Annotated in this window: 14 protein-coding genes; 3 read left to right on the forward strand and 11 right to left on the reverse strand. The window is 53.6% G+C overall.

Going from position 1 to position 13,393, the window contains the following annotated elements; genetic code table 11:
• Positions 1 to 2: 2 nt before the first annotated feature.
• From HMPREF1527_RS02215 to HMPREF1527_RS02265, 11 genes are all read right to left on the reverse strand, one after another.
• A complete protein-coding gene (locus tag HMPREF1527_RS02215; protein ID WP_016477077.1) occupies positions 3 to 287 on the reverse strand; it encodes a DNA-directed RNA polymerase subunit omega in 285 nt (94 codons plus the stop codon).
• Entirely contained in the window at positions 268 to 867 is a 600-nt protein-coding gene (gene gmk / locus HMPREF1527_RS02220) for a guanylate kinase (protein ID WP_016477078.1), read from the reverse strand. The genes HMPREF1527_RS02215 and gmk overlap by 20 nt, the downstream gene beginning before the upstream one ends.
• Positions 868 to 1,176, reverse strand: a complete 309-nt coding sequence (mihF, locus tag HMPREF1527_RS02225; RefSeq protein ID WP_016477079.1) for an integration host factor, actinobacterial type — start codon at positions 1,174 to 1,176, stop codon at positions 868 to 870.
• A gap of 257 nt (positions 1,177 to 1,433) precedes the next feature.
• Positions 1,434 to 2,168, reverse strand: coding sequence for an orotidine-5'-phosphate decarboxylase (gene pyrF / locus HMPREF1527_RS02230; RefSeq protein WP_016477080.1), 735 nt, complete (start codon positions 2,166 to 2,168; stop codon positions 1,434 to 1,436).
• Positions 2,162 to 3,088, reverse strand: a complete 927-nt coding sequence (locus tag HMPREF1527_RS02235) for a dihydroorotate dehydrogenase (protein ID WP_016477081.1) — start codon at positions 3,086 to 3,088, stop codon at positions 2,162 to 2,164. The genes pyrF and HMPREF1527_RS02235 overlap by 7 nt, the downstream gene beginning before the upstream one ends.
• Positions 3,082 to 3,876 carry a dihydroorotate dehydrogenase electron transfer subunit gene (locus HMPREF1527_RS02240; protein WP_016477082.1) on the reverse strand — a complete coding sequence of 265 codons (795 nt, stop codon included), beginning with the start codon at positions 3,874 to 3,876 and terminating at the stop codon, positions 3,082 to 3,084. The genes HMPREF1527_RS02235 and HMPREF1527_RS02240 overlap by 7 nt, the downstream gene beginning before the upstream one ends.
• Positions 3,873 to 5,183 (reverse strand): dihydroorotase, encoded by a 1,311-nt coding sequence (locus HMPREF1527_RS02245; RefSeq protein ID WP_016477083.1) that lies wholly within the window; start codon positions 5,181 to 5,183, stop codon positions 3,873 to 3,875. Before HMPREF1527_RS02245 ends, HMPREF1527_RS02240 begins: the two co-directional genes overlap by 4 nt.
• Positions 5,167 to 6,102 carry an aspartate carbamoyltransferase catalytic subunit gene (locus HMPREF1527_RS02250; RefSeq protein WP_016477084.1) on the reverse strand — a complete coding sequence of 312 codons (936 nt, stop codon included), beginning with the start codon at positions 6,100 to 6,102 and terminating at the stop codon, positions 5,167 to 5,169. The genes HMPREF1527_RS02245 and HMPREF1527_RS02250 overlap by 17 nt, the downstream gene beginning before the upstream one ends.
• Positions 6,103 to 6,678: a bifunctional pyr operon transcriptional regulator/uracil phosphoribosyltransferase PyrR gene (gene pyrR, locus HMPREF1527_RS02255; RefSeq protein WP_016477085.1), complete on the reverse strand. Its 576-nt coding sequence runs from the start codon at positions 6,676 to 6,678 to the stop codon at positions 6,103 to 6,105.
• Positions 6,679 to 6,825: 147 nt separating this feature from the next.
• Positions 6,826 to 7,929 (reverse strand): ABC transporter ATP-binding protein, encoded by a 1,104-nt coding sequence (locus HMPREF1527_RS02260; protein WP_016477086.1) that lies wholly within the window; start codon positions 7,927 to 7,929, stop codon positions 6,826 to 6,828.
• Positions 7,930 to 7,991: 62 nt separating this feature from the next.
• Positions 7,992 to 9,026 (reverse strand): LacI family DNA-binding transcriptional regulator, encoded by a 1,035-nt coding sequence (locus tag HMPREF1527_RS02265; protein ID WP_016477087.1) that lies wholly within the window; start codon positions 9,024 to 9,026, stop codon positions 7,992 to 7,994.
• 246 nt (positions 9,027 to 9,272) lie between these two features.
• Here HMPREF1527_RS02265 and HMPREF1527_RS02270 point away from each other — a divergent pair, with 246 nt between their 5' ends.
• The 3 genes from HMPREF1527_RS02270 (at position 9,273) to HMPREF1527_RS02280 (ending at position 13,251) form a co-directional block, all read left to right on the forward strand.
• Positions 9,273 to 10,337, forward strand: a complete 1,065-nt coding sequence (locus HMPREF1527_RS02270; protein WP_016477088.1) for an aldose epimerase family protein — start codon at positions 9,273 to 9,275, stop codon at positions 10,335 to 10,337.
• A 62-nt stretch (positions 10,338 to 10,399) separates the two neighbouring features.
• On the forward strand, positions 10,400 to 11,608 hold the full coding sequence (locus tag HMPREF1527_RS02275; protein ID WP_016477089.1) for a galactokinase family protein: 1,209 nt from the start codon (positions 10,400 to 10,402) through the stop codon (positions 11,606 to 11,608).
• Entirely contained in the window at positions 11,599 to 13,251 is a 1,653-nt protein-coding gene (locus HMPREF1527_RS02280; RefSeq protein ID WP_016477090.1) for a UDP-glucose--hexose-1-phosphate uridylyltransferase, read from the forward strand. Before HMPREF1527_RS02275 ends, HMPREF1527_RS02280 begins: the two co-directional genes overlap by 10 nt.
• Positions 13,252 to 13,393: the final 142 nt, after the last annotated feature.

Raw genomic sequence — 13,393 nt, forward strand, 5'->3', positions numbered from 1 at the left:
CTCTAAACTTCGATGGTATTCTCGCCCTTGATGGCATCATCAAAGGAATCTTTTTCAAAGCTCAAGGTACCGTCGTTGACCTCATCCATCGCAACGGAAATGGAATCCTTGCCGGACACAACCGTTGTAATGTCATCAAAATCCTGGACAGCGATAACGCGCAGGTGCTGGCCATGAAGCATATTATTGATATCGCATGCACGCTTTGAAGCGATAGAGCACAAAAGGAATGGATTGTGCTCAGTCTTTGCAAGCAGCGAATCGATTTCAGGCTTGATTACGGACATCTTTTGTAGACCCTTCATCCGATTCATACATATCAAATACAGCCTCAAGCTTGCGAAGCGCATCGTCAAGGCTGTCATTTACTATACGGACATCATAGCTGTCCGCAAACTCCATCTCACGCTTTGCGTTCGCAAGCCGTGTCTGGATGGTCTTCTCGTCTTCCGTACCACGACCCCGAAGACGAGCTTCAAGCACCTCAAACGAGGGGGGCTCGATAAAAACGAGGACCGCGTCGGGGTTGTTGCGTCGGACCTGCAGGCCACCCTGCACATCAATCTCAAGAACAACCGACAGACCACGCGCGAGAAGACGCTCGACTTCAGAGGTAAGCGTGCCATAACGGTGTCCATGCACCTGAGCCCACTCGTAAAAGCCGCCCTTCCGCACAAGGTCCTCAAACGCCTCTTCGGAAAGAAAATGATACGAAACGCCGTCGCGTTCCCCTTCGCGAGGAGAACGCGTTGTAGCTGAAACCGTCAGGCCCAGGTTTGGCCGCTCTTCACGAAGACGTGAAACGAGCGTGCCTTTGCCAACGCCTGACGGTCCAGAAACAACAAAAAGTTTAGCGGAGCGAGTCACTTACTTGGAAAGCGTCTCAAGAAGCTGCTCGCGCTGACGAGCGCCGAGGCCCTTAACACGGCGGGTTGAGGAAATACCAAGCTCAGCCATGACCTTAGCAGCCTTAGCCTTGCCGTAACCAGGCAAAGACTCAATCAAAGCGGAAACACGCATACGCTCAGCGATAGCGTCATTGGAATCAAGAACTTCCTTGAGTGAAACCTCGCCGTTCTTGACCTTCTCACGAAGCTCCGCGCGAGCGTGACGAGCCTCTGCAGCTTTCTCGAGTGCTGCCTTGCGCTGCTCAGGAGTAAGGTTAGGTAGTGCCATTATTCCTCCAAACATCGGTACTTCATTGGTATAAGTACGCGAACAATATTTCGTGCCGTAGGCACAATCAACGAACTAGTATGCCAAACATCAGCGGTTTTACAAGGGGGTACAGAGCATTTTCCCTTAAAACGTCACTATTTTTGCATATTTGCACGGCAAACTCAATCAGATTTCTTGAAAAAAAGAATAGTCGACCAGCACTTATTTAAAATAGTGAAGAAATGAAGCCATTTATGTAGAAAACTGCACAAAACTCAATTTGCAAGCTCCTCAACAATTTCTTCAAAAATGGCAAGCGGATCGACGGCAGCGGTAATCGGTCGTCCAATGACCAATTTTGACGCGCCGGCATCAAGGGCCGCTGCGGGAGTCGCTACCCGCTGCTGATCGCCTTTCTCACAGCCCAAAGGACGAATGCCTGGTGTAATAATTAAAGCGTCAGGACCAAGAAGTGTACGCATAGAGCTTGCCTCCTGCGGTGAACACACAAGTCCATCGGCACCCGCATCGTAGGAAAGGCGTGCGAGGCGCGCGACTTCATCGGGAACACCTCCCGCAACGCCAATGGAATGCAGGCTTTCTTCATTCATGCTCGTAAGAACTGAAATAGCAACAAGCTTGGTGCGCCTGCTTTCGTCCAAACCCAGCAGTTTTACAGCCTCCTCTGCGCCGGCTCGCCCTTCGGAAATCATCGAGGCACCGCCAAGAGCGTGAATGGACAGGATATCGGCTCCAGACAGTGCCGCAGAACACGCGGCGCCATGAATCTGAAACGGAATATCGTGCACTTTGAGGTCAAGAAAAACATTAAAACCCCGGTTTTTCATCTGTGTAACAATACTTGGCCCGTAGCGATAAAAAAGCGTCATGCCGACCTTGACCCAGGTAGCATGGCCAGCGAGAAGGTCGGTGAGCTCCAGAGCTCTTTCACGGTCACAGTCAAGAGCGACGATAATGGCGTCGCGCGCGCAGGCATCATTTTTTAGCATTCAAACGCTCCAACCAACTCAGCAATGTCAGATACGCCCTGAGACTCAGCCCACTCGGTAAGCTCCGAAAGGATTCGAGGGGCACTCATGGGGTCATACAGGTTCGCAGAGCCTACAGAAACAGCCGTAGCGCCTGCCAGAATGAACTCAGCGGCATCTTCGCCAGTCTCTATGCCGCCTACGCCGCAAAGAGGAATCTGCACCGCCTGCGCGCATTCCCACACCATGCGCACGGCAACGTTATGGCAGAGAGGACCGCTCGTGCCGCCCGTAGGCTTAGACAGACGACTACGGCGCGTATGAACATCAATGGACATCCCCGAAAGGGAATTTATGAGCGTAAGACCATCCGCGCCCTCCGCCTCAAGCGCTTTGCCAATCTCGGCAACATTCACGGGAGCCATTTTGACCAGTATGGGAAGGTTTGTAAGGGGCCTGACAGCGCGCATGACCTCAGCGGCCTGCTGAGGTGTGGCTCCAAGAGCTCTTCCCCCTTTTGCCAGGTTCGGACAGCTGACATTGAGCTCGATTCCCGAAATGTGGGGAGCAAGCTCTTCTGTACGCTCAACAACCTCAACCATTTCTTTGACTGAGTGAGCCGCCATCTGCATAATAACGCGCGTTCCGCGTCCCTCAAGCTCGTCCATATACGAACCTGTCCGGTCCACAAAAGCGTCGATGCCGGGATTTGCGAGGCCAACGGAATTCATCATGCCGCTGGTAAGCTCACACATACGAGGGGCGGGGTTTCCATCCCATGGCACGCGAGCAACACCTTTCATGGTGATGGCGCCAAGCTGAGATACATCATAAAACCCTTCAAACTGCCAGCCGTATCCGAAGGTGCCAGCCGCGGTATTGACCGGGTTTTTCATGGCAATGCCGCCAAGGTCAACGGCCATAGCTATAGCGCTCACCATGCCACCTCCCGTGCATCAAAAACAGGTCCGTCCATACAGGCAGACGCGTACCCTCCGCGCGCGAGCGCAACGTTGCAGGTATTGCAGGCTCCAAATGCGCAACTCATCATGCGCTCCAGAGAAACCTGGCACGAGACGCTTTGAGCCTCTGCTAAACGTGCAACACCTCGCATCATGGGCTCCGGTCCACAGGTGTATACAACGTCCCACACTCCTTGCGCGAGAAGTTCAGCAAGAGCGTCAGTCACAAAGCCTTTGGTGCCACGCGAGCCGTCATCGGTTGTCTCAAAGACCTGACCTGCGCCGCAGGCAAGGAGTCGCTTCTTGCCATAGAGACGCTCAGCAGTCTGCGCGCCTATACAGGCGTCAAATTCAATGTTCTTCTCGGCAAGAACCTGTGCCAGCGCTATGAGCGGTGTAATGCCCACGCCTCCCGAGACAAGCACAGCTCGCTTTGAGCCGGCATCTACGCGCCAGGGCCTGCCACAGGGAGCTACAAAATCGCTCGTTTCACCGGGCTGCATCTCGGAGAGGCGCCTTGTACCCTCGCCTACCGTTGCATAGATAAGCTCAAGCGTGCCGGCGGCGTTATCAATGCGCGAGAAGGACAGAGGAATACGAAGAATGTGGGTCTTGTCTCCCGGAACGTTGACGTTGACAAACTGACCCGCCTTCAAAGTCCCGGCAAGTCCCGGGACTGAAAGCACTGCCTGGTACGTGTCCTTTGCCACCGGCTCGTTTGAGAGAATCGTGAAGTTAAACAGCTTGGCGTTTCCCCGAAGCGTCATCGGCTTTCCCCTCCGGGAGTGACAACGCCTTCCACAAGCGTGCGATGACCACTCACAAATACGTCGGTAGCAACGCCGCGAAGCTTCTCGCCTATAAAGGCTGAGTTATTTGATTTGCTCTCAAAATACGCCTCAGTCACTTCAATTTCACGATTGGGGTCGATAAGCGTCAGATCCGCCTTACCGCCCGCTTCAATGCGCACCGGCTCAAGACGAAGAATACGACGCGGATTGACAGCCATACGTTCCACGAGACGCTCCCAGGAAAGTTTTCCGGGCTCTACCATGCGACTCAGCATGAGCGGCAGCGAAGTCTCAAGACCGATGATGCCAAAATAGGCAATCTCCCACTCGGTATCTTTTTCATGTGCGGCGTGCGGGGCGTGGTCGGTCACGATGCAGTCAATTGTGCCGTCGATAACCGCCTCCTGAAGCGCTTGGGCGTCCGAGGCCTTTCTGAGCGGCGGGTTCATCTTCAGGTTGGTGTTATACGTATTGGTAATGTCTTCCTCGTTCAGGAAAAGATGATGAGGACAGACCTCCGCGGTGACCGGCAAGCCCTCCGCCTTCGCCTGGCGCACCAAATCGACTCCGCGAGCTGTAGATATGTGACAAATATGCAAAGCGCATCCCGTCAGGCGGCAAAGTTCAATATCGCGAGAGATCTCAAGCTCTTCGGCAAGCGCGGGCCAGCCAAACATCCCCAGACGGGTGCTGGCTCTGCCTTCATTGATAACGCCGTTGGCGGAAAGAGATTCGATCTCGCAGTGAGCAGCTACCACGCGATCAAATTGAGATACATATTCCATGCAGGTACGCATCATGCCGGCGCTCTGCACGCCATGACCGTCATCGGAAAAAGCGCAAGCGCCCTCCATAACCATATCGCCAATCTCAGCCAAAGCCTCCCCCTTGGATTCTTTGGTAAGAGCGCCGATAGGACGGATGTGCACAAGGCCCGCCTCGCGACCGTGATCGAGCTGATAGCGTATCTCCGCGCCCGTATCCGTGACCGGATTGGTATTCGGCATAGTAGCGACGTCGGTAAAGCCTCCGTGGACCGCCGCCCTAGAGCCCGTCTCGATAGTCTCTTTATATTCAAATCCAGGATCGCGGAAATGCACATGCATATCAACAAGACCGGGCACCAAATACTTGCCTGTCGCGTCAATGACGTGCACGTCCTTTGAGGCGGCAAGGTCTTTTCCAACTTTAACGATCTTCTCGCCGTCAACCAAAACGTCCATGACATCGTCAAGATTGAGCTGCGGGTCGATTACATGAGCGGCTTTAAGCAGATAGGCCATCAGATTCTCCTCCAAGCAGTAGGTACATTGCGGCCATACGAGTCAAAACGCCTGCATTGACCTGGTCAAGAATGCGGGCGCGCGCCGAATCGGCGACTTCGGTATTGATTTCCATACCACGGTTCATAGGACCTGGATGGCAGACGATTGCCTCAGGCTTCATGAGGTTTGCCCGGCGCTCGTCAAGGCCGAAGAGGCGGTTGTATTCACGGCGAGAAGGAATAGCAGCTCCTTCCATGCGCTCGAGCTGCACGCGAAGCATATACACGACGTCCATCTCGGGAATGACCTCATCAAGATCGGCGGTCTGCGGGCAGCCGAACCAATCGGGGTCATCCACCTGAAACGTGGGAGGACCTACAAGCGTCACGTCAGCGCCCATAGTTTTAAGCGCGGGAGCAAGAGAGCCCGCCACGCGGCTGTGAGACAGGTCGCCTACGATAGCTACCTTAAGGCCGTCAAGATGACCAAAATTCTCGCGGATGGTATACAAATCAAGCATGGCCTGCGTAGGATGCTGGTGCTTGCCGTCTCCCGCGTTAATAACAATGGCGTCCGTATTTTCCGTAATGCGCTGAGGAGTACCGGCGAGCTTCGCGCGGCAAACAAACATATCTACGTTCATAGCGTCGATTGTCTGGATGGTGTCGGCAAGACTTTCGCCCTTTACTACAGACGAAGTTGAGCCACCCATGTTGAGGCTGTCGGCGGAGAGACGCTTCTCGGCAAGTTCGAATGAGGAGCGAGTACGCGTTGAAGGCTCGAGGAAGAGGTTGACGATAGTCCGCCCACGAAGCGCAGGGACTTTTTTAATGTCGCGGTTGTTGACAGCCTCGAAAGCCTTCGCCGTATCAAGAATCTGAGTGATGTCATCGGCAGTCAGGCTGTTCGTGTCAATCAGGTGCTTTACTGACAGCATTTACTCTGCGCTCCCCTCAATAGCATGTTCATGGCGCGCGTCCCACACGCTCACGCCATTTACCGTATCAATCGGCTCCACCTCAACGCGGACAATCTCCTCATGGGAGGACGGGACGTTTTTCCCCACATAGTCGGCGCGAATAGGAAGCTCACGATGGCCTCGGTCCACGATGACCGCAAGTTGAACAGTCTTAGGACGTCCATAATCCATCAACGCATCAAGAGCGGCGCGAATGGTGCGGCCGGTATAGAGCACGTCATCTACCAGCACGATATCACGGCCGTTTATTTCAAAGGGAATGTTGGTCGCATGAAGCACCGGAGCGATGCTGCGGCGCACGTCATCGCGGTAAAAGCTGATATCCAAAGAACCAATCTGAGGACGTGTACCCTCAATTTTTTGGATCTCGTCTGCAAGGCGCACGGCAATTGTCTCGCCGCGGCGGATAATGCCCACAAGCGCAATGTTTTTCGTACCCTCGTTATGCTCAATAATCTCGTGAGCGATGCGCGTGATGGCGCGCGAGAGGGCCGCATCATCCATGATGACAGCCTTGAGCAACGGTTGCTCCATATACCCTCCTAAAAAAAGATGCCTGACAGCCACGCGGCACAGACATCCCAAGAAAGTGTATGGAGTTCTTTTGCTTTCGGGTATCTCGTACCGCGTTTAAAGACAACAGGAGTATAGCACGGAAACGTAGCAAATCACTGAGAAACCTCAGCGTTGCAGATGTTCATATGCCTCGCACACCTCATCCACAGGTCCAAGCATGCGCTGAGTACCCTTTTCAATCCAAATCGCCCTGTCACAGATTCGCTGCACCAAGTCGATTGAATGGCTGACGAGAAGAACGGTGACGTTGTTGGAGGAAATGAGATCCTTGATTCGCTTCTCGCATTTTTGCTGGAACAAAAAGTCCCCTACCGAGAGCGTCTCATCAACAATCAAGAGATCAGGCTCTGTAACCGTGGCAATGGCAAAGGCAATCCTTGCTACCATACCCGAAGAGTAGTTCTTCAGCGGCATTTCCATAAAGCCTTCAAGCTCGGCAAACTCCACAATATCGTTGAAATGCTCATCGATAAACTCTTTTTTATAGCCGAGAAGAGCTCCGTTGAGATAGATATTCTCCTTTGCCGTAAGCTCCATATCAAAACCGGCGCCTAACTCTATAAGCGGCGCAATGGTGCCTGTAACCTCACAGGTACCGGAGGTTGGCTCAAGAACGCCCGCAATAATCTTCAGCATGGTTGACTTGCCTGAACCATTTGTTCCTACAAGACCAAACGCCTCACCACGTTTGACCTCAAAAGAAATGTCATCAAGCGCGCGGAATTCTTTGAAATTGAGTTCGTGGCGCGTAAGCGCAATGACATATTCTTTAAGCGAGCTGTACTGCTCTGAAGCTATATTGAAAATCTCTTGCACATGGTCGACCTTCACGACCGTCTCAGCCTCTGGAGACGGAAGAGAGGGTCGCATAAAGTCATTCTCACCGGCAACGACCACCCAGGCCGTAACCGTCTGCGGATTACCCTTGGGGTCAAAGGCATCGATATAGAGGTGATAGCGACCGGGATCATCAAAGGTATACGTCCAGCTTGTATCGGTAATGGAACCACCGAACTGGTGCTCAGTCGTATCCCACCATCCATCTTCCCAGCAATCATCTTTGGACCAGACGTAGTTGAATCGAAAACCTGCTGCATCCGCGCCCGTAATACAAGGGGTAGCTATAACATCCTCACCGACATGGACCTCATGGGTATTCAAAGAAACCTGAACCGTCCACGCCAGCTCTGGTTTATGCGAATCAGCCATCACGCTCCCACTCTCATTTGCACACTATCGTTACGAGTATAGCCCATGAGCCAAAAGAGAAGCTAATGCAGATCTCGTACCGTATCCCTTATGATGAGTTTGCCTGGGATGCGAACGGCTTCAGGAACGAAGTCGGCTGTGCGACCTCTCAGCGCGTGTTCAAAGGCCATGCGTCCGCGTTCAAGCAGATTAAAACGGACAGTAGTGAGGTTGCAGTGCGGCAGATAGCCTTCAAGCGAATCATCCACACCGATAACGCTTATATCTTCAGGAACACGAATTCCCTTGTCGCGCAAGGCGGTAATGATACCGAGCGCCATTTGATCGTTTGCTGAGTAGATAGCCGTCGCCTCAGTGTCTTCAGCAAGCTTGCAGCCAATCTCATAGCCACTGTCCGCCGTCCAATCCCCTGCCAAAGGTTCGACGATGGGAAGGCCGAGACGCTCAAGTGCTTCTCGCCAACCCTTTTGTCGGAAGTTTGAATCGATTGAATAGGAAGGGCCCGCGACAAAGCGGATATTTGTGTGGCCCGCTTCGAAGAAATGGTCAACCACCGTCGTTGAGCAGCCATACTGATCTGAGTCTACCGTCGTGCAAAGTGGGTGCTCATACATACTCAACAGAACGGTTCCCATAGCCGGCTGAGGTTCAAAGGACGCGAAGTCAGACGCCATGAGACTCATGCTGATAATCATGCCGTCCACGGGAAGTTCTGTAATGCGCTGAGAAACGTCGGATAGCGAAAGATTGTCATCGACGCTCTCTATCATGGTAATAGCGTACCCATGCTCTCGGGCGGCCGTAAGGATACCATCGAGTGTTGCCAGGTTGCCAAATTCACGAACATCATAGAGGCACAGTCCGACCGAATTGTACGTTCCTCTCCTGAGAGACCGTCCGGCGAAGTTGGGACGAAACCCCAGCCGCACCATAGCGTCCTGCACGCGATTGCGTGTGTTCTCGTTAACGTTTGGCAGATCGTTTGCGACCCGGGAAACGGTTTGCTGCGAAACGCCCGCCTCACGCGCGACATCGGCCATTGACACGGGACGCGGAACACGCGCGGTGCGTTTCGCGTTATGTTGCTGCCGTGGCATAACTCGAACACCTCCAAATGGTAACGAACCCATAATAGCAAGGCGAGATACGATCTCAAAAAGACAAGGTAAATCATCTTGTTAACGACCGTTTGCTGCTTTGTTCCGACCGTTTGTCGCCGGAATTGGACCACCGCTCGAAAAGAATACCGCTTCTCCCGAAAAGGTATTGAGTACGTTAACATCATCAGTATACTAAAGATATCGAAACACAGCTGACTTTGGAAACCTAACTTTGGAGGCGCCATGATTTCTCGTACATCATTTGGAGTCACGCCCAAAGGTTTACCTGCATCTACCTATACCCTCTCGGCAGGACCGGTACAGCTGATCCTGACTGACTTTGGCGCCGCGGTCCAATCGCTCAAGGTAGTTGGCAGCGATAACAAACAACACGATATCGTCTTGGGCTTCGACAAACTTGAGGACTACTTTGACAATCCCGCCTGCCATGGCGCGACCATCGGCCCTTCGGCAAATCGCATCGATAAGGCGGAGGTTCCCCTTCACGGAACTCTCTACCATCTTCCTAAAAACGACGGTCCCTCCAAACAGAACAATCTCCATACCGATCTTGCCCGCGGCTTGCATAAGCGTCTCTGGCACGCCGCTCCGGATGACGAGAAGAACGCTGTCGTTTTCACGCTTTCTGTCCCCGATGGTGAGTTTGGACTTCCCGGAGCGCGTCGCTTTACCGTCTGCTATACGCTTGTCTCAACCACAACCGGCACCGAGCTGCTTCTTTCTCAGGAATGCGTCTCTGATCAGCCAACCTTTGTCAATATGACTAACCACATGTACTTCAACTTGTCAGGCCACAATTCGGGTACCGTTCGCAACCACGCCGTGCGCATCAACGCAAAGAATTACCTGCCGCTCCGCGCAGACTGCGTATCTCAAGGTCTGCGCGCGCCCGTTGCCGGCGGTCCGTTTGATTTTCGCTCAGAAAAACTCATCGGAGCAGATATCGACGCCGACAACGAACAGCTGCACATTGCTCACGGCTATGATCACTGTTTCTGCATCGACGGATACAGAAGCGAGGCCGCGCCACGCGTCGCGCTTGCAGCGACCGGCGCTAAAGCGCGGCTTGAAATTGCCCTTACTGCTCCGGGAGCGCATTTCTATACGGGAAATTGGCTCAACGACAGAAACGCCAAGGAGGGCGCCATCTACAGGCCAAATGACGGATTTGCCTTTGAGCCGGAATTCTACCCTGACTGTATTCATCATCCGGAGTGGGACCAGTCAATTTGCGAGCCAGAACATCCCTGGCATTCAAAGATTGTGTATAGGATCACTCCCCGATAAGTCAAAACGGATCTACTCACGGGCTCTTATTTCTTCTTATCTCTCTTTGAAAAGGACGCATCATGACAGATTGCACCGCCCCAACAACACGCAGCCAGCACAACGAAGCTCAAGTCCTCTTCACAGAGCAGTTTGGCTCTCGCGAGAAGTACCTTGCAGTCCATGCTCCCGGAAGATCTGAGATAGCAGGAAACCATACCGACCATGAAGGCGGCCACGTCATTGCCGGCGCCCTCAATGTCGCTATCAACGGTATCGCTGCTCCCAACGGCAGCGATATGATTCGTGTAGCAAGCAAGGGCTACGAGCCTTTTGAACTTAACGCCCACGACCTCAAAAAGAACACGGACGAGCACCTTTCAACCATTGGTATCACCCGCGGCATGCTCGCAGGTCTTGTCGAGGCGGGTTATGAACCGGCAGGCTTCGACATTGCCCTTACAAGCACTGTGCCCGGCGGAGGCGGTCTTTCTTCCTCCGCAGCCATCGAAGCAGCGCTGGGGCGCGCAATGGAGGCGCTTTGGAAAGGACCTCGCCTCTCCCCTGTTGAATTGGCGCTGAAGTGCAAATTCTCTGAGAATGAATATTTCGGCAAGCCCAGCGGCCTTATGGATCAGCTCTCGGTTTGCATGGGTGGCCTTGCCTATATGGATTTCGAAGATCCCACGGCGCCCAAGACCGCCAAGCTCGATTGCAACTTCGAAGATTTCGGCTATGCGCTCTGCCTTGTCGATGTGGGATCTGATCATGTCCGCTTTACGGACGAATACGCTGCGGTTCCCGTTGAGATGCAGCAGGTCGCTGCTGAATTTGGCAAAGACCGCTTGTGTGAGGTAAGCCCAAAGGACTTCAACGCTCGCGTCACCGAGCTCCGCGAGAAACTCGGAGACCGCGCGTTGCTGCGCGCCATTCATTACTGGTACGAAAACGATCTTGTCGACAAACGCTGGAACGCGCTGCAACACGGCACCATCGACACGTTCCTTGCTCTCACCCGCGCTTCCGGCGCAAGCTCCGCGATGTATCTGCAAAATGTTTCAACCGCAGGCAGCTTCCAGCCGGCAATGTTGGCTCTCGGCCTTGCTGAGCACATACTTGATGGCCGCGGCGCCCTTCGTATTCACGGTGGCGGCTTTGGCGGATCAATCCAGTGCTTTGTTCCTCTCGATATCGTTGAGACCTTTGTCAAGGAGATGAACGGCTGGTTTGGCGAGCAGGCCTGCCAGCAATACACCATCTCTGAAGAAGGAGCATACGCGCAATGGCTATAAGTACGGCGCAGGCTATCCAGAGCTTGATAGATTACGCAGTATCCACCGACCTTATCGGCTGGGACGACCGCATATGGAGCTATAACTTTGTGCTCGACCTTATTGGAGCCGAGAATATCGCGCCTGATGAAGGGTGGGCGCACGCCGAGGCGCCGTCCATTGACAAATTTGTTGATGAAATCACAGACGAGCAGCAGGCGTTTGCTGGCACCGGAGTTGCTGCAAGCGAATTTGACCTCGAAGGTATTCTGGGGCTTCTCGCCGAAAAAGCCATCGGACGCGGAAAAGAAGAGAACACGCTTTCCGGCCGCGACCGCATCTCCATGCGCATCATGGGCACGCTGATGCCTAAGCCTTCCGAGGTCTCCTACACGTTCAAGGCGCTCCATGCGGAAGAGTCGCCAAAAGTCGCTACCGATTATTTTTACCAGCTCAGCTGTAATGCGGGATACGTCCGCCGCCAAGCTATCGCGCGAAATATCCAATGGAGCGCCTCAACAACATGGGGCGATCTTGAAATAACCATTAACCTTTCAAAGCCTGAAAAAGATCCCCGTGAGATAGCCGCCGCAGGAGCTGAACTATCTCTGGAAAAGAAGTATCCTGCATGTCAACTTTGTATTGAAAATGAAGGGTACGCGGGACGAAGCGCCTCTTCTCCCCTCGGGGCCCATCCCGCTCGGCAGAACTTGCGCATCATTCCTCTTGAGCTTGCCGGCGAGCGCTGGGGATTTCAATACAGCCCCTATGCGTACTTTAACGAGCACTGCATTACTATGAGCGCTCATCACCGTCCAATGCACATCGACCGCTCCGCGCTCACCTGTCTTTTTGACTTCGTTGACTACCTGCCTCACTACTTTATCGGCTCAAATGCCGATTTGCCCATCGTAGGCGGATCGATTCTCAGCCACGATCACTTCCAGGGCGGCGCGCATGAGTTCCCTATGATAAAAGCGGCCGTTTCAGAGACGTTTGCGCTTCCCTCCTATCCTGATGTCAAAGGCGCCGTTCTCACATGGCCCCTCTCGGTGATTCGCTTGACTTCTTCCAACCGAGAAGCGCTTCTTGAGGCCGCCTGCCATGTCATCGCGGTGTGGAAAACGTACTCCGATGAGTCTGTCGGGGTCGTTGCGCGCTCCAAAGACGGAACTCCTCACAATACCGTGACCCCTGTGGTACGCCGTGTGAACGACGTGTACGAGGCGTATCTCGCTTTGCGGTGCAATATCACGTCAGATGAGCATCCTCTGGGTGTTTTTCATCCTCATGCCGAATACCATCACATCAAAAAAGAAAACATCGGGCTCATTGAAGTCATGGGTCTTGCCATCCTGCCGCCTCGCCTTGTACCTGAGCTTGACGCGGTTGGCAAAGCGCTTGTCGATGCCGCAGTATGCAGCAACGAGGCGGCACTTGAAGCCCAGCTCCTTGAAAAGCCCGAAACACTCTCCCATGCCGCATGGGCCCTTGAGGTGTTTCGCCGCCACAGGGCTGCCATTGCGCAAAATTCCGCAGACATTGAATCTCTGCTGCATGATGAGGTCGGTGCCGTATTTGCTCACGTCCTAGAAGACGCCGGCGTTTTCAAATGGGACAGTGCGGGTCGTCAGGGACAGCGCCGCTTTTTGGATGCTCTATAGAGCTTCTCAGCGCTGCTTCTTGACCGCTTCTCATCGCTCTCTACCACTCTCTCATCTCTCAACAGATCTTCTCGGCAACACAAAAAAGGCAGACCTCAAACGGCCTGCCTTTTACGTATGACTGTTTACGCTCGAACGGTTT

Origin of the sequence: Atopobium sp. oral taxon 199 str. F0494, from assembly GCF_000411555.1 — a bacterium.
Taxonomy (GTDB): domain Bacteria; phylum Actinomycetota; class Coriobacteriia; order Coriobacteriales; family Atopobiaceae; genus Lancefieldella.